General features: G+C 65.7%; 24 protein-coding genes. 18 read left to right on the plus strand and 6 right to left on the minus strand.

Going from position 1 to position 23211, the window contains the following annotated elements:
- Window positions 1-124: 124 nt before the first annotated feature.
- Both ilvD and AC0Z35_RS05075 read right to left on the minus strand, forming a co-directional pair.
- The gene (ilvD, locus tag AC0Z35_RS05070) at window positions 125-1993 is read right to left on the minus strand and encodes a dihydroxy-acid dehydratase (protein ID WP_046803270.1); all 1869 of its coding nucleotides are present in this window, start codon (window positions 1991-1993) and stop codon (window positions 125-127) included.
- A gap of 78 nt (window positions 1994-2071) precedes the next feature.
- The gene (locus AC0Z35_RS05075; protein WP_104142281.1) at window positions 2072-2962 is read right to left on the minus strand and encodes a LysR family transcriptional regulator; all 891 of its coding nucleotides are present in this window, start codon (window positions 2960-2962) and stop codon (window positions 2072-2074) included.
- A 118-nt stretch (window positions 2963-3080) separates the two neighbouring features.
- On the opposite strand from AC0Z35_RS05075, the gene AC0Z35_RS05080 reads away from it, so the two are divergent.
- Together AC0Z35_RS05080 and AC0Z35_RS05085 are read left to right on the plus strand one after the other, a co-directional pair.
- Entirely contained in the window at window positions 3081-3626 is a 546-nt protein-coding gene (locus AC0Z35_RS05080; RefSeq protein ID WP_314355392.1) for a GNAT family N-acetyltransferase, read from the plus strand.
- On the plus strand, window positions 3623-4825 hold the full coding sequence (locus AC0Z35_RS05085; protein WP_485131183.1) for an MFS transporter: 1203 nt from the start codon (window positions 3623-3625) through the stop codon (window positions 4823-4825). Before AC0Z35_RS05080 ends, AC0Z35_RS05085 begins: the two co-directional genes overlap by 4 nt.
- A 79-nt stretch (window positions 4826-4904) precedes the next feature.
- On the opposite strand, the gene queC is transcribed toward AC0Z35_RS05085, so the two are convergent.
- A complete protein-coding gene (queC, locus tag AC0Z35_RS05090) occupies window positions 4905-5624 on the minus strand; it encodes a 7-cyano-7-deazaguanine synthase QueC (protein WP_104141686.1) in 720 nt (239 codons plus the stop codon).
- Between the two features lie 165 nt (window positions 5625-5789).
- On the opposite strand from queC, the gene ppc reads away from it, so the two are divergent.
- The 4 genes from ppc (at window position 5790) to AC0Z35_RS05110 (ending at window position 12094) form a co-directional block, all read left to right on the plus strand.
- Window positions 5790-8639: a phosphoenolpyruvate carboxylase gene (gene ppc / locus AC0Z35_RS05095; RefSeq protein WP_485131182.1), complete on the plus strand. Its 2850-nt coding sequence runs from the start codon at window positions 5790-5792 to the stop codon at window positions 8637-8639.
- A gap of 233 nt (window positions 8640-8872) precedes the next feature.
- Window positions 8873-9808, plus strand: coding sequence for a 3-hydroxyacyl-CoA dehydrogenase family protein (locus AC0Z35_RS05100; protein ID WP_046803265.1), 936 nt, complete (start codon window positions 8873-8875; stop codon window positions 9806-9808).
- 178 nt (window positions 9809-9986) lie between these two features.
- A complete protein-coding gene (locus AC0Z35_RS05105; protein ID WP_104141685.1) occupies window positions 9987-11327 on the plus strand; it encodes a short-chain fatty acid transporter in 1341 nt (446 codons plus the stop codon).
- A gap of 38 nt (window positions 11328-11365) precedes the next feature.
- Window positions 11366-12094 (plus strand): SDR family NAD(P)-dependent oxidoreductase, encoded by a 729-nt coding sequence (locus AC0Z35_RS05110; protein ID WP_046803263.1) that lies wholly within the window; start codon window positions 11366-11368, stop codon window positions 12092-12094.
- Window positions 12095-12144: 50 nt separating this feature from the next.
- Here AC0Z35_RS05110 and AC0Z35_RS05115 read toward each other — a convergent pair whose 3' ends face one another.
- Window positions 12145-12927 carry an IclR family transcriptional regulator gene (locus AC0Z35_RS05115; protein WP_046803262.1) on the minus strand — a complete coding sequence of 261 codons (783 nt, stop codon included), beginning with the start codon at window positions 12925-12927 and terminating at the stop codon, window positions 12145-12147.
- Between the two features lie 194 nt (window positions 12928-13121).
- Between AC0Z35_RS05115 and AC0Z35_RS05120 the strand changes: the two genes are divergently transcribed.
- From AC0Z35_RS05120 to AC0Z35_RS05145, 6 genes are read left to right on the plus strand one after another with little or no spacing between them, the layout of a single operon-like run.
- On the plus strand, window positions 13122-13811 hold the full coding sequence (locus tag AC0Z35_RS05120) for a 3-oxoacid CoA-transferase subunit A (RefSeq protein WP_046803261.1): 690 nt from the start codon (window positions 13122-13124) through the stop codon (window positions 13809-13811).
- A complete protein-coding gene (locus AC0Z35_RS05125) occupies window positions 13808-14452 on the plus strand; it encodes a 3-oxoacid CoA-transferase subunit B (protein ID WP_046803260.1) in 645 nt (214 codons plus the stop codon). The genes AC0Z35_RS05120 and AC0Z35_RS05125 overlap by 4 nt, the downstream gene beginning before the upstream one ends.
- Before the next feature lie 15 nt (window positions 14453-14467).
- Window positions 14468-14743, plus strand: coding sequence for a muconolactone Delta-isomerase (gene catC, locus AC0Z35_RS05130; protein ID WP_006227165.1), 276 nt, complete (start codon window positions 14468-14470; stop codon window positions 14741-14743).
- Window positions 14744-14755: 12 nt separating this feature from the next.
- On the plus strand, window positions 14756-15052 hold the full coding sequence (locus AC0Z35_RS05135) for a YciI family protein (protein ID WP_006216052.1): 297 nt from the start codon (window positions 14756-14758) through the stop codon (window positions 15050-15052).
- A 53-nt stretch (window positions 15053-15105) separates the two neighbouring features.
- Window positions 15106-15885 carry a 3-oxoadipate enol-lactonase gene (gene pcaD, locus AC0Z35_RS05140; protein WP_314355389.1) on the plus strand — a complete coding sequence of 260 codons (780 nt, stop codon included), beginning with the start codon at window positions 15106-15108 and terminating at the stop codon, window positions 15883-15885.
- Window positions 15886-15889: 4 nt separating this feature from the next.
- Window positions 15890-16930 (plus strand): cyclase family protein, encoded by a 1041-nt coding sequence (locus AC0Z35_RS05145; protein WP_485131181.1) that lies wholly within the window; start codon window positions 15890-15892, stop codon window positions 16928-16930.
- 86 nt (window positions 16931-17016) lie between these two features.
- On the opposite strand, the gene AC0Z35_RS05150 is transcribed toward AC0Z35_RS05145, so the two are convergent.
- Window positions 17017-17349: a PsiF family protein gene (locus tag AC0Z35_RS05150; RefSeq protein WP_046803257.1), complete on the minus strand. Its 333-nt coding sequence runs from the start codon at window positions 17347-17349 to the stop codon at window positions 17017-17019.
- Between the two features lie 353 nt (window positions 17350-17702).
- Here AC0Z35_RS05150 and AC0Z35_RS05155 point away from each other — a divergent pair, with 353 nt between their 5' ends.
- From AC0Z35_RS05155 to AC0Z35_RS05170, 4 genes are all read left to right on the plus strand, one after another.
- Entirely contained in the window at window positions 17703-18041 is a 339-nt protein-coding gene (locus AC0Z35_RS05155; RefSeq protein ID WP_046803256.1) for an FxLYD domain-containing protein, read from the plus strand.
- Between the two features lie 180 nt (window positions 18042-18221).
- Window positions 18222-18872: a carbonic anhydrase gene (locus AC0Z35_RS05160; protein WP_046803255.1), complete on the plus strand. Its 651-nt coding sequence runs from the start codon at window positions 18222-18224 to the stop codon at window positions 18870-18872.
- A gap of 71 nt (window positions 18873-18943) precedes the next feature.
- Complete coding sequence (locus AC0Z35_RS05165) at window positions 18944-19552, plus strand: glutathione S-transferase (RefSeq protein WP_046803254.1); 609 nt, start codon at window positions 18944-18946, stop codon at window positions 19550-19552.
- Between the two features lie 131 nt (window positions 19553-19683).
- On the plus strand, window positions 19684-20304 hold the full coding sequence (locus AC0Z35_RS05170; protein WP_485131180.1) for a hypothetical protein: 621 nt from the start codon (window positions 19684-19686) through the stop codon (window positions 20302-20304).
- An 84-nt stretch (window positions 20305-20388) separates the two neighbouring features.
- Here AC0Z35_RS05170 and AC0Z35_RS05175 read toward each other — a convergent pair whose 3' ends face one another.
- The gene (locus AC0Z35_RS05175) at window positions 20389-21726 is read right to left on the minus strand and encodes a DUF3100 domain-containing protein (protein ID WP_485131179.1); all 1338 of its coding nucleotides are present in this window, start codon (window positions 21724-21726) and stop codon (window positions 20389-20391) included.
- A 247-nt stretch (window positions 21727-21973) separates the two neighbouring features.
- Here AC0Z35_RS05175 and AC0Z35_RS05180 point away from each other — a divergent pair, with 247 nt between their 5' ends.
- The gene (locus AC0Z35_RS05180) at window positions 21974-22909 is read left to right on the plus strand and encodes a LysR family transcriptional regulator (protein ID WP_104141679.1); all 936 of its coding nucleotides are present in this window, start codon (window positions 21974-21976) and stop codon (window positions 22907-22909) included.
- 74 nt (window positions 22910-22983) lie between these two features.
- Window positions 22984-23175, plus strand: a complete 192-nt coding sequence (locus tag AC0Z35_RS05185; RefSeq protein ID WP_046803250.1) for a DUF2970 domain-containing protein — start codon at window positions 22984-22986, stop codon at window positions 23173-23175.
- Window positions 23176-23211 lie beyond the last annotated feature (36 nt).

Here is a 23211-nt window from a genome sequence, read left to right on the forward strand (position 1 = left end):
GCCTTAACCCTGTGCTTCGCAGTATCCCGCTACATTGCGCGGTGTCTTGCGACCCCAATGACGCCTCACCGCGCAAATAAAACGGCGCCCCTCGGGCGCCGTTCTTCCCAGCCCTGCGCCGCGATCAGCGCTTGGCTTTTTGCTTCAGCTGCGACAGGTCACGCACCGCGCCGCGGTCGGCCGACGTGGCCAATGCTGCGTAGGCTTGCAGGGCTTGCGACACCACGCGTTCGCGGCCGACCGGCTCCCACCCGTCAGCGCGCGCGTCCATCGCGGCGCGGCGGCGGGCCAGTTCTTCGTCGGAAACCGCCAGGTGCATCTTGCGGTTGGGGATGTCGATTTCGATGATGTCGCCTTCTTCCACCAAGCCGATCGTGCCGCCCTCGGCCGCTTCCGGCGAGGCGTGGCCGATCACCAGGCCGGACGAGCCGCCCGAGAAACGGCCGTCGGTGAACAGGGCGCAGGTTTTGCCCAGGCCCTTGGACTTGAGGTACGACGTGGGGTACAGCATTTCTTGCATGCCGGGGCCGCCCTTGGGGCCTTCGTAGCGGATCACGACGACGTCGCCCGCCACGATCTTGTCGCCCAGGATGCCTTCAACGGCGTCGTCCTGGCTTTCGAACACGCGGGCGCGGCCCGTGAAAACCCATTGCGATTCGTCCACGCCGGCGGTTTTGACGATGCAGCCCTTCTCGGCCAGGTTGCCGTACAGCACGGCCAGGCCGCCGTCCTTGGAATAGGCGCTTTCCTTGCTGCGGATGCAGCCCGTCTTGCGGTCGGTGTCCAGCGTCAGGAACGTGGCGTCCTGGCTGAAGGCGACCGTGGTGGGGATGCCGCCGGGCGCGGCGCGGTAGAACTTCTGCGCTTCTTCGCTTGCGTCACCGGCCACGTCCCATTTCTGGATGGCGTTGCCCAGCGTGCCGCTGTGCACGTTGCCACAAGACAGGTCCAACAGGTCGGCGCGCGCCAGTTCGCCCAGGATGCCCAGGATGCCGCCGGCGCGGTGCACGTCTTCAATGTGGTACTTGTCGGTGGCGGGCGCCGCCTTGCACAGGCACGGCACCTTGCGCGAGATACGGTCGATGTCCGCCATCGTGAAATCCACGCCCGCTTCCTGCGCGGCGGCCAGCAAGTGCAGCACGGTGTTGGTCGAGCCGCCCATGGCCACGTCCAGCGCCATCGCGTTCTGGAACGCGCTCTTGGTGGCGATGTTGCGCGGCAGGACCGATTCGTCTTCTTCGACGTAGTAGCGGCGGCACAGGTCGACGACCAGGCGGCCGGCTTGTTCGAACAAGCCCTTGCGCCACGCGTGCGTGGCGACGATGGTGCCGTTGCCAGGCAGGGCCAGGCCGATGGCTTCGGTCAGGCAGTTCATCGAGTTGGCGGTGAACATGCCGGAACAGGAGCCGCAGGTGGGGCAGGCGCTGCGTTCCACTTCGGCCACTTCGGCGTCCGACACGTTGGGGTCGGCGGCCTTGATCATGGCGTCGATCAGGTCGATCTTGGCGATGACCTTGCCGTCGGTGGGCGACTTGACCTTGCCCGCTTCCATCGGGCCACCGGACACGAACACGACCGGGATGTTCAGGCGCATGGCGGCCATCAACATCCCCGGGGTGATCTTGTCGCAGTTGGAAATGCAGACCATGGCGTCGGCGCAATGCGCGTTGACCATGTATTCGACCGAATCGGCGATCAGTTCGCGCGACGGCAGCGAATACAGCATGCCGCCGTGGCCCATGGCGATGCCGTCGTCGACGGCGATCGTGTTGAATTCCTTGGCGACGCCACCGGCGGCTTCGATCTCTTTGGCGACCAGCGCGCCCAGGTCGCGCAGGTGCACGTGGCCGGGCACGAACTGCGTGAACGAGTTCACTACCGCGATAATCGGCTTGCCGAAATCACCGTCCTTCATGCCAGTGGCGCGCCACAGGGCGCGGGCGCCGGCCATGTTGCGGCCGTGGGTCGATGTGCGGGAACGGTAGTGCGGCATGATTTGTCTCGAGTGCTGTTAGCGTGGCGGCAAAACGGTAAATAATACGCTGGATCGGGCGCAGGCGTGCCAGCAAGCCTACGCCCTGAGCGCCAGCAACGCTTCCTGCAAATGGCGCAAGCCCCGGCTCAGCGGCTTGTCGCGGCGCATCACGATGGCCAGATCGCGCGCCAAGTGCGGCGTCAGCGAACGCACCACCAGCGCGTCCCGGTGTCCCGCGCCGGAAACGGCCAGCTTGGGCAGCACCGCGCAGCCCAGCCCCGCCGCCACGATTTCCTTCATGGCCTCGGTGCTGCCCAGCTCCATGAAGGGCTTGCAGGCCACGCCCGCCACCTCGAACCAGTCGTCCACCAGGCGGCGCGTACGTGCGCCAGGCTCAAACAGCACCAAGGGCCACGGAGACAAGGCCTGTGGCGTCACCTGCTCCGGAATCGAGGCAGAGTCGCGAACGGGGAAGATCGCCACGAACTCGTCTTCCATGACCGGCGTCACCTGGAACATGCGGCCGGGCGCGGGCAGGGTCACCAGCCCCATGTCCAGCGTATTGTTCTCCAGGGCCCGCAGCATATCGGCGGTGTTGCCGGTGCTGGCCACGATATCCAGCGCGGGAAAGCGTCGGCGCAGCTGCGCCAGGATGGGCGGCAACAGATACGTGCAGGCGGTGGCGCCCGTGCCCAGCCGGATGCGGCCGGACACCTGGGACGCATGCGCGGTCATGGCCTGTTCGGCCTGCGCCAGCGCCGCGTCGATCACGCGGATATGGGTCAGCAGTTCAAGCCCGGCGGCAGTCGGGCCGGCACGGCGGCCGACCCGTTCGACAAGTTTCAGGCCAAAACGCCTTTCCAGCTGGCGGATTTGCAGGCTGACGGCTGGCTGGGTGACGCCCCCGCGCTCGGCGGCCGCCGAGAAACTGCCAAGCTCAATCACCTGCGCAAAGATGCGTAGATGGACCAGGTTCAAGCCTCGCATGACGCCAACCAAAAGTTTTTCTTATGCAAATCATAATCTTCCAAAGCTTCATTTATGATTTATTTCGGACCAAACTGGCGGCTGGCCCATTTCCCCTACTCTTCGCTACGCCCCCTTTATGTCGCCCAACACGCCAACCCTGCTCATCCGCGACAGCGCGGATGCTGACCTTCCCGCCATCAAGACCATCTACGCGCACCACGTTGAACACGGCACCGCGTCCTTCGAACTGGAGCCGCCTTCCATCAACGACATGCGGCTGCGCCGCGCGGCCGTGCTGGAAAAAGACATGCCGTACCTGGTGGCGGAGATCAATGGCGAAGTCGTCGGCTACGCCTATGTCACGCCGTACCGCCCCCGCCCGGCCTACCGGCACACGGTTGAGGACTCTGTCTATGTCAAAGCCGGCCGCGCCGGCCTTGGCATCGGCGGCAAGCTGCTGGCCGCGCTGATCGACCGCTGCACCGCTGCCGGCTGGCGCCAGATGCTGGCGGTGGTGGGCGACAGCCGCAACGCCGCGTCGCTGGCGCTGCATGCCCGCCAGGGTTTTCATCCGGTGGGCACGCTGCGATCCGTGGGCCACAAGCATGGCGAATGGCGTGACACGGTGCTGATGCAGCGCAGCCTGGGCGAAGGCGACACGACGCCACCGCAGCGCCCGTGATTGCGCCGCGCGCCGTCGTCTGCCTGGGCTTGACCCAGCTGGTCAACTGGGGCGTCACGTTCTACCTGATCGGCGCGTTCGGCCCGGCCATGACGGCCGACCTGGGGTGGAACGCGTCCCTCGTCTATGGCGGGTTTTCAGCCGCCATCGTCACGATGGCGCTGGTGTCGCCGTTGGCGGGCCGGGCCGTGGACCGCTGGGGCGGGCATCGCGTGATGCCGGTGGGCGTGTTGATCGGGGCAACGGGCTGCGCGCTGCTGGCCGCCGCGCACGGGCTGGCCGCTTACTACCTGGCGTGGCTGGTGCTGGGCGTGGGCATGCGGCTGTGCCTGTACGACGCCGCGTTTGCGTCGCTGGCGCGCGCCGCCGGGCCGACCGCGCGCCGGGCCATGTCGCAGATCACGCTGTTTGGCGGGCTGGCGTCCACGGTGATGTGGCCGGCCGGACACGCGCTATCCGGCTGGCTGGGCTGGCGCGGCGCGGTGCTCGTCTATGGCGCGCTGGCGTTGGCGACCTTGCCGCTGTACCTGGCGCTGCCTCGCCAACGGTATGCCGCGCCCGCCGCTGTCTCCGACCGCCCGGGCGCCGGCTTGACGCGCAATGCCTCCGAACGCCGCCTGGCCGGCACGCTTTACGCGGTAATCGCCATGCTGACCAACTTCCTGGCCGCCGGCAACGCCGCGCATTTGATCGCACTGATGACGGGCTTGGGCGTGGCCGGCGCGTCGGCGGCCAGCGTGGCGGCCTTGTGGGGCGTCGGCCAGTTCGCCGCCCGCATGGCCGACGTGACGTTGGGCGCAAGGCTGCATCCGCTGACGTTGACGTGGGTCGTCACCGCCTTGATGCCGCTGTGCTTTGTGCTGGCGTGGTTGTCCAACGGCAGCGTGTACGCCATTGCCGCCTATGCCTTGCTTTACGGCGCGTGCAACGGGCTGCTGACCATCACGCGCGGCACGCTGCCGCTGGCCTTGTTTGACTTCCGCAGCTACGGCACGCTGGTCGGTGCGCTGCTGGTGCCCAGCTTTTTGCTGACGGCCACGGCGCCCGTGGCGTATGCGTATTTGATCGAGACGCAGGGTGCGCGCGCCGCCATGGCGATGTCGGCGGCCTTGGCGGGCGTGATCGCGGCGGCGGCTTATTTATTAAGACGGCGGTTTATCGGCAGGGTGGTGGCTGTGCCCGCGTCCAGGCGGACTTAGGCCTGGAGGGCCGGACGCGCCGGCGTGCACCGGCTACGCCTGCGCAACCCCAAGCCCGCATCCCCCCCGCCACTGGCCATCAGCCTTCCGCGGCCGAGGCCACCACCCACTTTTCCCAGCCGATCTTGCGCAGCTTGCACGCCGGGCATTCGCCGCAGCCGTAGCCCCAGTCGTGCCGCGCACCGCGCTCGCCCAGATAGCAGGTATGGCTTTCTTCGACGATGGTTTCCACCAGGGCGTCGCCGCCCAACTGATAGGCCAGCGCCCAGGTTTCGGACTTGTCGATCCACATCAGCGGCGTCTCGATCGTCATCCGCGTGCCCAGCCCCAAGCCCAGCGCCACCTGCTGCGCCTTGATGGTGTCGTCGCGGCAATCGGGGTAGCCGGAAAAGTCCGTTTCGCACATGCCGCCCACCAGCACGTCCAGCTGGCGCCGATAGCCCAGCGCCGCCGCCAGCGTCAGGAACAGCAGGTTGCGCCCCGGCACGAAAGTGTTGGGCAGGCCGTTAGCCTGCATCTCGATGGCGCGGTCGCTGGTCATGGCGGTGTCGCCCACCTGGCCCAGCACCTTCAAGTCCAGCAAGTGGTCTTCGCCCAGGCGCGGCGCCCAATCCGGAAAGTTGGCGCGGATGTCGCGCAGCACATTCAAGCGCGCCGACAGTTCGATGTGATGGCGCTGACCGTAATCGAACGCCACCGTTTCCACATGGGCATAGCGGTCCAGCGCCCACGCCAGGCAAGTGGTGGAATCCTGGCCGCCCGAGAACAGCACGAGCGCGCGACGTTGATGATTTTGCATAAAGGGGGCTTCTACAAAGACGAAGGGACATCCCGGACTTTAACCGAGGCAAAGCGCCGTTCCCGTAAGGAACGCTGCGTAAAATCAATCGGTCCGATTTTCCTGGTAGTGCCGCAACGCCCACGTCTTTCTTTTCTTCATTCAGCCTGACGGAACCCCCGCCCGATGAAAGCCAGCCGCCCGCAGTCCGACTCCGCAGAACCCTTGCGCCACGATATCCGCCTGCTAGGCCGCTTTTTGGGCGCCGTGATCGCGGAATGCGAAGGCAAACGGGTGTTCGACACCATTGAAACGTTGCGCCGCACCGCCGTGAAATTCCGGCGCGAAGGCAACGAGGCGGACAGCAAGCTGCTGGAACAGCGCGTCAAGCGCTTGCAAGGCAACGACCCGAATTCCGTGGCGCGCGCCTTCAGCTATTTTCTGCATCTGGCCAACATTGCCGAAGACCGCGACCAGAACCGCCGCCAGCGCACCCGCGCCTTGGCCGGCGACACCGCGCCGCGTGGCAGCCTGCGTGATGCCGTGCAGACATTGGGCAGGCAAGGCGTGGGCGTGGCGCGCATCCGCCGGCTGCTGGCCGACGCCAGCGTGGTGCCGGTGCTGACCGCGCACCCGACCGAAGTGCAGCGCAAGAGTACGCTGGATGTGCACCGCGAAATTGCCCTGGCGCTGACCCAGCGCGACGGCGTGCTGACGCCCGACGAATTGGCCGAGCTGGATGCCGCGTTGCTTGGCCGCGTGGCCACCTTGTGGCAGACGCGCATGCTGCGCTACACGCGCCTGACGGTAGCCGACGAGATCGAAAACGCCCTGTCGTACTACCGCAGCACCTTCCTGCAAGTCATCCCGCGCCTGTACGCAGACCTGTCCAAGCTGTTGAACCGCGAACCGACCAAGCCGTTTGCCGCGCCGCCCGCGCCGCTGGAACCGTTTCTGCGCATGGGCAGCTGGATCGGCGGCGATCGCGATGGCAACCCCAATGTGGACGCCGCCACGCTGGAACGCGCGCTGCTGCGCCAGGCCACGGTGCTGTTTGAACACTATCTGCAAGAGGTCCACGCGCTGGGCGCGGAACTGTCGATCACCACCCTGCTGATCTCCGCCGACCCGGAACTGCTGGCGCTGGCCGACAACAGCGGCGACGATTCCCCCCACCGCAGCGACGAGCCCTATCGCCGCGCGCTGGTTGGCGTCTATGCGCGACTGGCCGCCACGGCGCAAGCGCTGACGGGGCAGGACCTGGCGCGCCGCAGCACCGTGGCGGCGCCCGCGTATCAAGCACCGCGGGAACTGTCCGCCGACCTGGCCGTGATTGCCGCGTCGCTGGCCGCGCACCACGCCTCGCCCATCGCCAAGCTGCGCCTGTCGGGCCTGCAACAAGCGGTGGAGGTGTTCGGCTTTCACCTGGCCACGGTCGACCTGCGCCAAAGCTCCGACGTGCACGAACGCGCGCTGGCCGAACTGTTCGAGCGCGCCGGCACGCTGCATGAAGGCAAGCCGCTGGACTACCTGGCGCTGGACGAAGACGCCCGCGTGGCGCTGCTGCGTGCCGAACTGGCCCAGGCGCGCCCGCTGGCTTCGCCGTGGATCGCCTACAGCGAAGACACCACGCGCGAACTGGCCGTGCTGCGCGCCGCCGCCGCCGGTCGCGCGCGTTACGGCAAGCAGGCCGTGCGCCAGACCATCGTGTCGCACACCGAAACGCTGAGCGACCTGCTGGAAGTCATGGTGCTGCAAAAGGAAGCGGGCTTGATAGCCCCGGTCGGGCAGGACCTGGACCCCGACGACGGCCTGATGGTCGTGCCCTTGTTCGAAACGATTCCCGACTTGCAGCGCGGCGCCGACATCATGGCTGCCTGGCTGGACCTGCCCGAAGTGCGCCAGCGCGTGAAGCAGGCGCAGAACGGCGCGCAGGAAGTCATGCTGGGCTATTCCGACAGCAACAAGGACGGCGGCTTCCTGACGTCGAACTGGTCGCTGTACCAGGCTGAGCGCGCGCTGGTCGACGTGTTTTCATCGCGCCACGTGCGCCTGCGCCTGTTCCACGGCCGCGGCGGCTCGGTGGGACGCGGCGGCGGCTCCAGCTTTGACGCCATCCTGGCGCAGCCGCCCGGCACGGTCGCCGGGCAGATCCGCCTGACCGAGCAAGGCGAAGTCATCCAAAGCAAGTACAAGGACGCCGAGGTTGGCCGCTGGCACCTGGAACTGCTGGTGGCCGCCACGCTGGAATCCAGCCTGGCCCCGCGCGCCGAAGCCACCAGCGCGGAAGATGCGCACATGGCGCAGCACGGCCCGGCCATGTCGTTCATGTCTGACACCGCGCAGCGCACCTATCGCGGCCTGGTGTACGACACGCCGCGCTTTGCCGAGTATTTCTTTGCCGCCACGCCCATCAGTGAAATCGCCGGCCTGAACATCGGATCGCGTCCTGCCTCGCGCAAGAAGGGCCAGCGCATCGAAGACCTGCGCGCCATTCCGTGGGGCTTTTCGTGGGCGCAATGCCGCCTGATGCTGACCGGCTGGTACGGCATGGGCTCGGCCATCGAGGCCTATCTGGAAGTGGGCGCCGAAGGCGGCCCGCGTTCACGACGCGCGCGGCTGGCGCAACTGCGCGAGATGGCGCGCGACTGGCCCGCGTTCCGCACGCTGCTGTCCAACATGGAAATGGTGCTGGCCAAGTCCGACCTGGCCATCGCGGCGCGCTATGCGCAGCTGGTGCCGCAACGCGGCCTGCGCGAGCGCGTCTTCGGGCTGATCAGCGCCGAACATGGCCGCACGCTGGCCATGCTGAAACTGCTGACCCAACGCGAGTTGCTGGCCGACAACCCCACGCTGCAAGATTCCCTGCGCGAACGTTTTGCGTATATCGACCCGCTGAACTACTTGCAGATCGACCTGATCCGGCGCCACCGCGCGGCGCAGAACAATCCCAAGGCGGAAATAGACGAACGCGTGCAGCGCGCCATCCACCTGACCATCAACGGCATCGCGGCGGGCCTGCGCAATTCCGGCTAGGCGGCAGCGTCCACCTGCCGAACACCGTTGAGGGGCCATTTGTCCACCCCGGGAGACTTTTAGTACTATCCCTGACAGAAATTCTATACACGCACAAATGTTCGTATATCGAACATAACGATTTTTCTGGCCGCGCCGCACAGAAAGGCACCCTGAGGACGAGACAGAAACCGCCTGGTTCCCCGCGTGCCCGCCTGCAACGCCCGGCTGCAAGCAGCCCCAAGCGAACTGTCATGGATACTCCCCTCAAGAATCTCGCCGTCATCGGCGCAGGCGCCATGGGCAGCGGCATTGCCGCCCTGTTCGCCTCGAAGGGACTGAACATCGTCCTGATCGACCCGATGCCCGGCGCGCTGGACCGTGCCCGCGCCGTCATCGACCGTCAGTTGAACGTCTACGCGCCCGACCAGGTGCAGGAATCCCTGGCGCGCATCCGCATGGATGCCGGCCTGGAGGCCGCGGCTGACGTCGAACTGGTGATCGAGGCCGTGCCGGAAAACCTGGAGCTCAAGCGCGGCATCTTCGCCAAGCTTGACGCGCTGTGCCCCCCGCACACGCTCTTCGCCACCAACACGTCGGGCCTGTCCATCAACGCCATCGCCAGCGCCGTCGCGCGCCGCGACCGCTTCGTGGGCGCGCACTTCTTCACGCCCGCCGACGTCATCCCGCTGGTGGAAGTCGTGCGCAACGACGACACGTCGGACGCCACCGTCGCGCAGGTCATGGCGACGCTGCGCTTTGCCGGCAAGCGGCCCGTGCTGGTGCGCCAGGACATCCCCGGTTTTATCGCCAACCGCATCCAGCATGCGCTGGCGCGCGAAGCCATCTCGCTCTTGGAAAAGGGCGTGGCCAGCGCCGAGGACATCGACGAAGTGGTCAAGTGGAGCCTGGGCATCCGGCTGGCCCTGTCCGGCCCGCTGGAACAGCGCGACATGAACGGCATCGACGTGCATTACGCGATTGCCAGCTACCTGTACAAAGATCTCGAAAACCGCACCGAGCCTTCCGACCTGCTGAAAAGCAAGGTCGACAGCGGCCAGATCGGCGCCAAGAGCGGCCAGGGTTTCTACACCTGGAGCCCTGAGCGCCGCGAACGCGTGCTGCGCGAGAAAAGCGCGGCGCTGGGCGAACTGGCGGCATGGCTGAACAGCAAGGCCGACGACTCCTGACGGCGTTTCTTTTTCGAATTCACAACTGATAAGGCGCGGGGCATTGCCCACCGCGCCATCGGGCCACGAGCCCCCCCACACAAAGAAAACCAATCGTCGATCCCCGTTGCGCATCGCCACCCGATGGCGCGCGGGGCACGGCACTAAAGAACCCGCCTACGGAGTTGTTGGAGGCACCATGAATAAACTCGCTTCATTCTTTACCGAGCTGATGCGCAAGTATCTGCCGGATCCTTTTGTTTTCGCGATTGCACTGACCTTGCTGACCGTGCTGCTGGCCATGGGCATCGAAGGCCAGAGCATCGGCGACGTGACCCGCGCCTGGGGCAAGGGCTTCTGGAGCCTGCTGGCGTTCACGACGCAGATGGCCGTGATTCTGGCGATGGGCTACGTGCTGGCCACCGCGCCGCTGACCGACCGCCTGCTGAACCGCATCGTCAGCCACGTGCACAAGCCGCACACCGCCATCATCGTCGCCACGCTGGTTGGCGGCGTGGGCAGCTACCTGAACTGGGGCTTTGGCCTGGTCATCGGCGGCATCGTCGCCAAGAAGCTGGCGCTGAAGGTCAAGGGCGTGCACTACCCGTTGATCATCGCGGCCGCCTATAGCGGCTTCACGATGTACGGCCTGGGCCTGTCCGCCAGCATCCCGGTGCTGGTCGCCACCCCCGGCCACCCCACCGCCAAGCAGATGGGCACCATCCCGCTGTCGGAAACCATTTTCTCGGTGCCCATGCTGATCACCAGCCTGGTCATCATCATCACGCTGCCGCTGCTGAACGCGTGGCTGCACCCCAAGAAGGGCGAGAAGATCGTTGAAGTGGACCCGGGCATCGACCGCGACGCCAATGCCTCCAACGCCAGCGAAGACATGCTGGAAAAGGGCACCATTGCCTCGAAGCTGAACAACAGCCGCATCCTGAGCCTGCTCATCGGCGCGCTGGGCATTGCCTACGTCACGTTCCACTTCATGGACGGCGGCTCGCTGGACCTGAACCTGATCAACTTCATCATCCTGTTCCTGGGCATCATCCTGCTGGGCACGCCGGCCGCTTACGTGGCCAAGCTGACCGAAGGCATCAAGACGATTTCCGGGATCATCCTGCAATACCCGTTCTACGCCGGCATCATGGCCATCATGGCCGCGTCCGGCCTGGTGACGTCGATCTCGCAAGTGTTCGTGGATCTTGCCACGCCGGCCACGCTGCCGTTCTGGGGCCTGATCAGCTCGTTCTTCATCAACTTCTTTGCGCCGTCGGCCGGCGGCCACTGGGTCATCCAGGGTCCGTTCATGATCGACGCGGCCAAGGAAATCGGCAGCGCAATGAACCAGACGACCATGGCCGTCATGCTGGGCAACGCCTGGAACGACCTGGTGCAACCCTTCTGGATCCTGCCGGCGCTGGCCCTGTCCAAGCTGAAGCTGCGCGACGTGATGGGCTACACCGTCATCATGATGCTGTGGGTGGGCGTGATCCACATCACCGCCGTGCTGGCCTGGGGCTACGCCACGCACTGATCCCCACGCGCTTTCTTTGAACAAGACTGGAAACCGATATGAGCAAACCGACTGCGTATCTCGTCACCGGCGGCAGCGCCGGCATAGGCGCCGCCATCATCCGCATGCTGCTGGATGCGGGCCACAAGGTGGTCAACATCGACTACCGACTGCCCGAGAATCCGCCGGCCGGGCTGGTCTCGTATCAGGCCGATCTGACCGATGAAGCGCGCACCAAGGAAGTGGCCGCCGAAGTCACCGCCGCCTACAACATCGTGGGCCTGGTGAACAACGCCGGCGCAACGCGCCCGGGCACGGCCGACACGGCCACCCTGGCGGATCTGGACTATGTGGTGAACCTGCATCTGCGCACCGCGCTGATCCTGGTGCAGGCCGCGTTGCCCGCCATGCGCGAAGCCGGCTTTGGCCGCATCGTGAACATGTCGTCGCGCGCGGCGCTGGGCAAGCCGGATCGCGTGGTCTATTCGGCCACCAAGGCCGGGCTGGTGGGCCTGACGCGCACGCTGGCCATGGAGCTGGGCGGCGACGGCATCACCGTCAACGCCATCGGCCCCGGCCCGATCGCCACCGACCTGTTCACCAAGAGCAATCCGGCGGGCGCTCCGCAAACCGAGCGCATCATCAACAGCATCGTCGTCAAGCGCCTGGGCACGCCGGAAGATGTGGCGCGCGCCGCCATGTTCTTCCTGTCGCCCGACAACGGCTTCGTAACGGGCCAGATGCTGTATGTGTGCGGCGGCACGACGCTGGGCGTCGCGCCCATCTGAGCCCGCTCGCCATGCCGAACCGCCCCGACCTTCGTGCCTGCCCGCCGCGCCTAGCGGCGCAGCAGCGCGTGGTTGATCTGGTCGGCGGCGTGGCGCAAGGGCGGCAAAAACGCATCCAGCATGGCCTCGCGCGTGAAGCGGTTGGACTGCCCGCTGACGTTCATCGCGGCGATCACGCGGCCGCTGCGGTCAACGATGGGCACGGCCACCGATTGCAGGCCTGGTTCAAGTTCCTGCGCCACGCACGCGTAGCCGTCGGCGCGCACGCCGGCCAGCAGGCGCTTGAGTTCGGCAACGTCGGTAACGGTTTGCGGGGTGTAGGCCTGGATCTGGCTCATGGCCAGCACCCGGTCCAGTTCCGCGTCCGACAGGCCGGCGAGCAGCACGCGGCCCATCGACGTCACCCACGCCGGCAGGCGGCTGCCCACGGCCAGGTTGATGGTCATCACCTTGTGCGTGGACAGGCGCAGGATGTACACGATGTCGGCGCCTTCCAGCACCGACACCGAGCACGATTCGCGCGTCTGCTCGGCCACTTCTTCCATGTACGGCAAGGCCAGGTTCCACAGCGGCGTGCCGGACAGGTAGGCGTAGCCCAGCTCCAGGATGCGCGGGGTCAGTTCGAACTTGCGGTCGGTGACGGTGACGTAGCCCAGGTGTTCCAGCGTCAGCAGGATGCGGCGCGCGCCGGCGCGGGTCAGCCCCGTCACGGCGGCCACTTCGGACAGCGTCATCTGCGAACGGCCCGGGCCGAACGCCCGGATCACCGACAGGCCGCGCGCGAAGGATTGCACGTAGCTGTCGCTGGGCTGCTGGGGGTCTTGCTCGGCCATCCGGTAGGTCCCAAGAGTAAAAAGCTCGCCGCTGGCGAGCCGTTCGTTGCCATTGCGGGCAACGCCAAACGATGGAGGATCGTCATGCGTCGGGTTGCCTTGACGCTGTGCGGTCCCCATGAAACGATGTTCTTCAGAAGAACGAAAGTTCTAGTGAAGAACAAATTATGACACGCCACCTATGAGCGAACATCATGATCTCTAAGCTTGTTGCAAGCGCGGCGGCCGCCCTGGCGGACGTACCCGACGGCGCCACCGTCATGATCGGCGGCTTCGGCACTGCCGGCCAGCCCATGGAATTGATCGACGCCCTGCTCGAACAGGGCGCCAAAGACCTGGTCATCATCAACAACAACGCCGGTAACGGCACCACCGGCCTTGCCGCCCTCTTGGGCGCGAACCGCGTGCGCAAGATCATCTGCTCGTTCCCGCGCCAGGTCGATTCGCAGATTTTCGACGGCCTGTACCGCAGCGGCAAGATCGAGCTGGAACTGGTGCCCCAGGGCAACCTGGCCGAGCGCATCCGCGCCGCGGGCGCCGGCATCGGCGCGTTCTTCTCGCCCACCGGCTACGGCACCCCGCTGGCCGATGGCAAGGAAGTGCGCGAGATCAACGGCCGCCACTACGTGCTGGAATATCCGCTGCACGCCGACTACGCGCTGATCAAGGCCGAACGCGGTGACCGCTGGGGCAACCTGGTCTACCGCAAGACCGCCCGCAACTTCGGCCCCATCATGGCCAGCGCCGCGCGCGTGGCCGTGGCGCAGGTGCGCGAAGTGGTTGAACTGGGCACGCTGGACCCCGAAACCGTCGTCACCCCCGGCATCTTCGTGCAGCGCGTCGTGCAGATCGACGCCGCCCCGGCCGCCAAGGAGCAGCAATGAGCACCAAACTGACCCGCGACCAGATCGCCGCCCGCGTCGCGCAGGACATCCCCGAAGGCGCCTACGTCAACCTGGGCATCGGCTTGCCCACGCTGGTGGCCAACCACCTGCCGGCTGACCGCGAAGTCATCCTGCATACCGAAAACGGCATGCTGGGCATGGGCCCCGCGCCCGCCAAGGGCCAGGAAGACTACGACCTGATCAACGCCGGCAAGCAGCCCGTGACCGAACTGCCCGGCTGCTCGTTCTTCCATCACGCCGACTCGTTCGCGATGATGCGCGGCGGCCACCTGGACATCTGCGTGCTGGGCGCCTTCCAGGTGTCGCAGCACGGCGACCTGGCCAACTGGCACACCGGCGCGCCCGACGCCATCCCCGCCGTGGGCGGCGCGATGGACCTGGCCATCGGCGCCAAAGACGTCTTCGTGATGATGGAACTGCAAACGCGCGAAGGCCAAAGCAAGCTGGTCGAGGCGTGCACGTATCCGCTGACGGGCGTGCGCTGCGTGTCGCGCGTGTACACGGACGTGGCGGTGTTCGACATCCGCGCCGACGGAGTCACCGTGACCGACATGTTCGGCGATGTCACCGCTGACGAGCTGCTGGCATTGACCGGCCTGCCGTTGAAGTTTTCCCGCTAATCAGGAGCCCCCATCATGCTGTTCATGGTTCAAATGCAAGTCAATCTTCCCGTCGACATGCCGGCCGAACGCGCCGACAAGCTCAAGGCGGACGAAAAGGCCCTGGCCCAACAACTGCAACGCGACGGCAAGTGGAAAGAGCTGTGGCGCGTGGTGGGCCGCTACGCCAACGTGAGCATTTTCGACGTCGAAAGCAATGACGAGCTGCACACGCTGCTGGCGTCGCTGCCGCTGTTTCCGTACATGGACATCAACGTCACGGCGCTGGCGCGCCATCCCTCGGCGATCTGACAGGAGCACTTCATGCCCTACATCATCGAAACGTTCGACAAGCCCAACCACCAGGAAGTGCGCCAGCAACATCGCGCGGCGCACCTGGAATACCTGGACGCCAACAAGCAGCTGCTGCTGGCGTGCGGCGCCAAGCTGCAAGACGACGGCAAGGACGCCGGCGGCGGCCTGTACATCGTTGACCTGGACACGCGCGAAGCCGCGCAACAGTTCATCGACGCCGACCCGTTTTCGCAAGCCAATCTATTCGACCGCGTGACCATCACGCGCTGGCGCAAAGCCTACGTCGACGGCACCTGCCACCTGTAATCCCGTCGCGGCCGCCTTTTGCGCGGCCGCGTTTTCATCCGAGGACTTCCCACATGGCTTACGCCGATCTCAGCCAGGCCCGGCTGTTCTACGTCATCGATGGCCCCGCCGACGCGCCGGTGCTTGTGCTTTCCAATTCGTTGGGCACCTGCTCCGACATGTGGGCGCGCCAGATTCCCGAACTGACCAAGCATTTCCGCGTGCTGCGCTACGACACGCGCGGCCATGGCAAGTCGTCGGTACCCGATGGCGAATACACCTTTGCACAGCTTGCCGGCGACGTTGCCGAACTGCTGGCGCACCTGAACATCAAGCGCGCGCACTTCTGCGGCCTGTCGATGGGCGGCCCCACCGGCATCGCGCTGGCGCTGGCCCACCCGGAACGGATCGGCAAGCTGATCCTGTGCAACACCGCCGCCCGCATCGGATCGGCGGAAGGCTGGAGCACGCGCATCGCCGCCGTGGCCGAGCAGACGCTGGAAAAAATGGCGCCCACGCTGGTCGAACGCTGGTTGACCGACGGCTACCGCGCCGCCGAACCGGGCCTGACGCAAGTGCTGATCGACATGCTGCGCCGCACGCCGGACGCCGGCTATTCGGCCAACTGCGCCGCGCTGCGCGACGCCGACTACCGCGATCAAGTCTCGGCCATTACCGCGCCCACGCTGGTTATCAGCAGCTCGCACGATATGGCCGCCACACCCGTGCAAGGCCGGGAACTGGCCGCCGCCATCGCCGGCGCGCGCTATGTCGAATTGAACACCTCCCATATTTCGAACTGGGAGCAACCGGAAGCCTTCACCCGCGCGGTCGTCGACTTCCTGACGGAGTAACCGCATGCAGCGCTGGAAACATCGGCCCGAAGGCTCCAACTGGGGCGACTTCGGACCCGACGACCAACTGGGCCGTTTGAATCTCATTACCGAAGAACAAGTGCTGAAGGGCGCGCGCGAGATCCGCGCGGGCAAGACGTTCTGCCTGTCGTTGCCGCTGGATCTGCCCGGCGGCAACGTGCTGAACCCGCGCCGCCACCCGCCGCAACTGAGCCCGACGCGGCTGGCCGACACGCCGTACCTGAACTTTCCGCTGCGTAACGTCAATCCGGATGCGGTGGACGTGCTTAGCGACGACCAGGTGCTGCTGTCGATGCAATATTCCACGCAGTGGGACGCGCTGGCGCACGTGGGCGCGCTGTTTGACGCCGATGGCGACGGCACGCCGGAACTGCGCTATTACAACGGCTTTCAGGCGGGCGTGGACGTGGTCGGCCCGGCCGATAGCGAACATACCGGCTGCGCTTGCTCAACCGGCGGCCCGTCCGCCGCGTTGAAGCTGGGCGTGGAAAACCTGGCGCAAAAAGGCATGCAGGGGCGCGGCGTGCTGGTGGACCTGTTCCGACACTACGGCTCGGGCCGCACGCTGGTCGGCCATGCCGAACTGATGCATGTGCTGAACACGGATGGCATCACGGTTGAACGCGGCGACATGCTGGTGCTGCGCACCGGTTACGCCGAGGCGGTCGTGGCCATGAACGGCACGCCGGACCCGCAAGTGCTGCACACCTACGGCGCCGCGCTGGACGGCACCGACACGGCCTTGCTGCAATGGATCACGGACAGCGGCATCGCCGCGATCTGCGCCGACAACTACGCGGTCGAGGCCTATCCCGCGCGGGAAAAGACCGGCCCGCGCGCCATGCTGCCGCTGCACCATCACTGCCTGTTCAAGCTGGGCCTGCCCTTGGCGGAGCTTTGGTATTTGAAAGACCTGGCGGACTTTCTCCATGCCAACGGCCGCCATCACTTCATGCTGACCGCCCCGCCGCTGCGCCTGCCGCATGCGATCGGGTCGCCGGTCACGCCGATTGCGACGGTGTAAGTCCACGGCAATCGGCGCGGCCAACGGCCACGCAAAAAAAAGCGCCAGACGAGAGCCTGGCGCTTTTTTTATTCGTGCAAGCGTTTTCAACCCTTCAGGCAGGTGCTCATGAAGGTTTTGCGCGCATCGCCCGTCAGCTTCTGGTCGCCGGCCTTGGCGTTGCAGTCCTTCATTTTTTGTTGCTGCGGCGTCAGCTTCTTTTCGGCCCCGGGGGCTTCGCCCTTCAGGCAGCTGCTCATGTAGGCCTTGCGGTCATCGCCCGTTTTACCGGTGGCGGACTTGTTGCAGTCGGCCATGCGTTGCTGTTGCGGCGTGGGCGTCTTGGCGGGCGCGGGCGCGGCGGGGGTCTGGGCGTAGGCCCCGAAAAAACATGCGGACAACACGATGGCCGAGGCCAACTGGCTAGTACGGGAAAGCATGAGTTTCTCCCTTGCGTTAGGCGCCCGTTTGCGTGGATGCGCGCACCCGGACGAGCGGCCGGCCACGTGCCGGCCCCGCCATCATCGAACAAACGGCCACACACGGCAAGCATCGAAAAGTTAGGAAAAGACAAGGCCGAAAGATCTCAATTTGGAGACATTCCGACGCATCCTTGTCAGTAAGCGACGAATATCGGAACAACCCACGCAACCTGTTACCGATTCATCCTTTTGACCCGTTGTGCCTGGCCTGGGAATGGAGTGAGATAGCCCTGTCCGCTAGAAGCGCGGACGGCGCAAACGGCAGCGCGGACAGTCAAGCGCCCCCTACGCCGGCACACCAGGAGACCGCCATGAAACTTGCCCATGCCTTTGTTCTTTTGCTTGCCGGCCTGTCCGGCGCCGCAGGCGCGCAAAGCCTGACGTACGGCGTCACGCTGGGCAACGTGCAGGCGGTGCGCGACACCAATATGAACATGTCCACCATCACGGGTTCGCTGGCCAACCTGTCCGGCCGGCCGGTGTCCAGCGCGGTGCTGACGTATGTGCTGTACGACGCGCAAGGGCGCGAGGTGGGCCGGGTGAATGACGACGTGATCGGCCCGATTCCCCCAGGGCAGATCCGCCTGGTCAAAGCGATGACGCCGCTGAAATTCACCAAGGTCACGGTACTGGATGTGCGGGCGCAATAGCCGATGACGGAGACGACGCCGAAAAACCCTGATCGAATCAGGGTTTAGACAGGGGGTTGGAGGGACAAATATGGGAAAATTCCGCTTGTCGACTCGATAACAGGGGCTTCCAAACGAAGCCCCTTATTGCGTCTGTCGGCGTGCCAGCAAGCCTGGCCCTGTTTCTAGGAAGCGACCATCATGTTCCCCAAAAGACTCACCGAAGGCTATCAATCGTTCCTGGACGGCCGTTTCCACTCGGAAAGCAGCCGTTATCAGAAGCTGGCTGAACTCGGGCAAAGCCCGGAAATTCTTCTTATTGGCTGCTGCGATTCCCGCGTGTCGCCCGAAGTGATCTTTGACGCCGGCCCCGGCGAGATGTTCGTCGTGCGCAACGTGGCCAACCTGGTTCCGCCCTGTGAGCCGGATTCGGAATCGTCCTATCACGGCACCAGCGCCGCGATCGAATTCGCGGTCAACGGCCTGAACGTCAAGCACATCGTCGTGCTGGGCCACGCGTCCTGCGGCGGCATCCGTTCATTCTTCGACGACGCCAAGCCGTTGTCCAAGGGTGACTTCATCGGCAAGTGGATGTCGCAGATTGAACCCGTGGCCGAACGCCTGGGCCCGGGCAGCGGCGACCGCCAGACCAAGCTCAAGCGCCTGGAACTGGCCGTGGTCGAACACAGCCTGAACAACCTGATGACGTTCCCGTCGATTCGCCGCCGTGTTGAAAAGGGCGAGCTGGAGCTGCACGGCACGTACTTCGGCGTGGCCACCGGCGTGCTGTTCCTGCGCGATCCGGAAACCGGCGAATTCAATCCCTGCCTGGAAACCGGCATCACCGAATAAGCCTCATATCCGGTACGCTTGCGGCTGCTTTTCGCTTTCTTCAAAGACGTTACGCAACCCCAAGGACCGATATGAAATTGTTCTTCTCGCCGGCTTCGCCTTTCGTGCGCAAATGCATGGTCATTGCGCACGAACTGGCCCTGACCGACCGCATCGAGAAACTGCCCAGCGCCGCCGGCCCCGTCGCCCGCGACAAAAGCATCATCCCCAGCAACCCGCTGGGCAAGGTGCCCACCTTGATCACGGACGACGGCCAGGTGCTGTACGACAGCCGCGTCATCTGCGAATTCCTGAACGACCTGGGCGGCGGCACGCTGTTCCCCGCGAACGGCCCCGCGCGCTGGCAGGCACTGGCCGACCAGGCCTTGGGCGATGGCGTCATGGACGCCGCGTTGCTGGCGCGCTATGAAGTGGCGCTGCGCCCCGAAGCCCTGCGCTGGACCGACTGGGTCGACGGCCAACTGAGCAAGGCGCACGACGCCCTGGCTCAGCTGGAAAAAGACGTGGTCCGCCTGGACGGCCGCATGGACATCGGCACGATTGCCATCGGCTGCGCCCTGGGCTATCTGGACTTCCGCTTCGGCGATTACGACTGGCGCGCCACGCACCCCGGCGTTGCCGCCTGGTTCAAGACCTTTAACGCACGCCCCTCCATGCAGGCGACCCTGCCGCCCGTCTGACGCGGTTACGCCTTGACTCCTAGTGCGACGGGCTGACACGACGCCGCGCCCGCAACGCGGTAAATTTTCCCCATGTCAGCCCCCGGCAGACCCGACGATTCGGGTCTTGTCGACTTGCACAGGGAGCAACCATGAACGTCTCTGCGATCTCGCCCATTACCCGTGTTGCCGCGCCCTATCCGGCGCGCGTGCCGCTGGTGGACGACACCCGACCCACGTTTGAAGCCGAGCGCCTGGCGCGGGAAGCCGCCGTGCGGGAGGCTGCCCTGCGCGAAGCCCAGCGCACCAAGCAGGCCCAGGCCGCCTGGGAAGGGCAACGCCTTGCTCGCGCGCGCGAGGCCTCCGAGGCTGCGCGAACCCGACCGGCCGCCAATACCCGTACCGACACCACTGCCCACACCGGCCTGCGCGCCGAGGCGCTGGCGCCGTTGGCCGCCGACGTACTCAACCCCGATATCCTGCGCGATCAATTCGCCGATGCGCGCTTGCGCCGCGCGCTGGACGCCTATGCGGCGCAATCGGATCCGGTCGCCCAGCGCGCGGGCAACGCGAACGATCTGGGCACCATCGAAGGGCTGACGCCGTTGCAGCCGTATCGCGTTGCGATGGCCAACCCGCAAGTGGAATTGCAGGCAGCCGTGGCCGTGAAGGCCACCGCCGTCGCCGTGCCGGCGGTCGTCAACATCGGAGCGACCGAAAACGTGACGGACAACGCGCGCCATCGCTCCGGCGCTGCCGCACGCATGTCCTGAAACGAAAAAGCCGCCTGACAACGCCAGGCGGCTTTTTCATTCGCGTTCAGCGCGGCGCCATCGGCGCCGCCCCGCGCGGATCGATCAGTGGAAGAATTCCGCGATCATCGTGGCGCCCATGAAGGTGCCGGCGTTGGCGGCCAGGGACACCACCACGATCTTCCAGCCCAGCTTGCGAAACGCCGGCAGGTCTTTCAGGATCGACAGGCCGGCCATGGCCAGGATCACGGTGGTGAACGGCAGGAAATTCACCTTGCCGACCAGCGCGATGATCTGGTCCGAGTACGGCAGCACGCCCGGGCACCCGGCCGTCATGGCGATCAGCGACAGCACGAACACGGCCGGCAGCTTGGGCACGACACGCAGAATCAGGTCGGTCAGCACCACCAGCAGGATGATGATGCCCATGCCCGGCAACGCGTCCATGAACGGCACGTTGTAGCCCAGGCGGTTGCCCACCAGCGCGAACAGGCCGCAGATGACATAGGCGGTCAGGCGGTCGCCAAAACCCATCTTGGCGTTATGTGCCGGCACGTCTTCCGACACGCTGTCGTCCACAACCGATTCAGAGGTCTTGCCGCGCGACCAGCGGCCCAGCACCGGCTCCAGCTTGCCGTACAGGAAGATCGTGGTCGGCAGCGAGATGAACAGCGTGAAGTACACGCCAACCACGGTCGTCAGCAAGTTGGCGGCGGCGGCCAGCGCGGCCACCTGATGCGCCATTTCAGGCGTCTGCTGCGAGGCGATGGCGCCCACGCCCGCGGCCATCATGCTGCCCGAGCCCACGCCGGCGCCCATGGCGAGCGAGCGCGGATCAAAAATGTTCAGGCTGGTGATGAAGCCGGCCATCAGGGCGACGAACAGCGCGCCGATCACCGTGCCGGTGATGTACTCGGCCATCACGCCACGGCCTTCGGGCGAATTCATGCCGTAGCGTTCACCGATGATGGCCAGGCTGGGCTCGCGGCCCACCGAGAACGTGGCGCCGATGGCTTCGCGCTTGATGCCCAGCAGCAACGCCAGCGGCAGGCCGATGGCCATGGTGCCGAAGAAGTGGCCGAATTCCTGGAACACCAGCGCCCAGCCGGCTTCGCGCACCTGCGGCAACGCGCCGCCCACCATCAGGCCCAGCTTGGCCAGGAAGGGCAGCAAGGCGTATTGCAGATAGCCGCTGATGCGGGTCTGCATGGCCTTGTCGATGCCGGCGCCCACGGGCAGCCGCTGGCCGAAAGCCGCCACGATGGCGCCGATGAAGATGGCCCAAAGCATCGGTTGCAGAACGATCTTGCCCGGACCCACCGAAAACGTGACGCTGCCGATCGCTTCGGAAATACCCACCACCAACAAAATGGCGGCAAGCATTCGAACGCGTGCGGATAGCGACATGGAAGGCGCGGCCAGACTGGCGCTGGCGAGAGACATCGATTTCCCCTGATGAACGTGAGTAGATTTTGTGCGCGTGCCGGGCAAACGCAGCGCTGCGGCAGCAGGCGGAATTTTCGCCGGGGGTCTTTCAGGCAACCATGACACCGCCCGCGCATAAACGTTGCGTAAAATGCAACGCACGGCCTTTTCCTGGGAAAGTTTTGCACGGCATCGGTTTCGATACGGGTAAACCCTTAACCGGGACTGTGTATCTGCCGCCGCATCCGCCCGCCTGGAACCCGCCATGGACGAAAAACTCGACGCCCGCCGCACTCACTATTTCATGCAGGTCATGAGCCGGGGCTCGGTGCGTGGCGCCGCTGAAGTGCTGGACATGGACCCGTCCGCCGTCAGCCGCGCCATCGCCGCGCTGGAACGCGACTGCGGCATGGCGCTGTTCGAACGGCGCGGACGCGGCGTGGTGCCCACCGACGCCGGCCACATCCTGGCCCGCTATGTGAAGCGGCAGCAGAACATCCAGGAAAGCTTCTTCTCTGAAATCGACAGCTTGCGCAAAGCCGAGCGCGGCCATATCGACCTGGTGCTGGGCGAAGGCTTCGTCGAACTGATGTTCGACCGCGTGCTGCCCGGGTACTGGCGCAGCCACCCGGAAGTCACGCTGGACATCGATGTGGCGCGCACGTCCGAGATCGTGCAGCGCATTGTGGACGACCGCGCCTATATAGGATTGGTGTTCCAGCCGCCCAACGACGCGCGGCTGCGCACGCATTATTCGCGGCCCGAACCCATCCGCGCCATCGTCCGGCAGGACCATCCGCTGACCCGGCTGGGCCGCCCCCTGCTGCTGACCGATCTGGCGGATCACCCCGGCGCGTCGATGCAGGAAGGGTTTGGGGTGCGGCAACACATTCAGGCGGCCGAGATCAGTGAACAGGTGCGCTTGCGCAACGTGCTGACGACGTCGTCGTTCAAGGCGCTGTGGCAGTTCGCGGCGGCGGGCATCGGCTACGCGCTGACGCCGCCCATCGCCGTCACGGCCGACATGCGCGCCCAGCGCCTGGCCAGCCTGCCGCTGGCCAACCCCATCCTGAACCAGGGCAGCCTGCACGTGCTGAGCCGCGCCGGCCGCCACATTTCGCCCGCTGCGCGCGAATTGCTGGAACACATCGTGCGCGGCATCGGCACCCCGGCGCCGCCGCCAACTGATACGGTCGCCTGACGCGAATCTGCCTCTGTTTGGCGCGCCCGCCAGCGCCTACAGTGCCAGTTCCCCTCATCCGCCACGAGGCGCATATGCTTAGTTTCCTGCGCACGGTCCGCTCCGTGCTCTGGGGTTTCTTCGGCGTGCGGCGCGGCCGCGGCTACCACGCCGACATCGCCCACAACAAACCCGGCCCGCTGATTGCAACCGGGCTGCTGCTGGCGGCGGTCTTGGTGATCCTGCTGGTCCTGGTCGCGCGCTGGGCAGTGACTGCCGCCTTGTAATAGCGCTGCGCGAAGGTATTTCCATATTACGAGAAT

Source organism: Achromobacter sp. 1L-A-4-B-C2, from assembly GCF_057291955.1.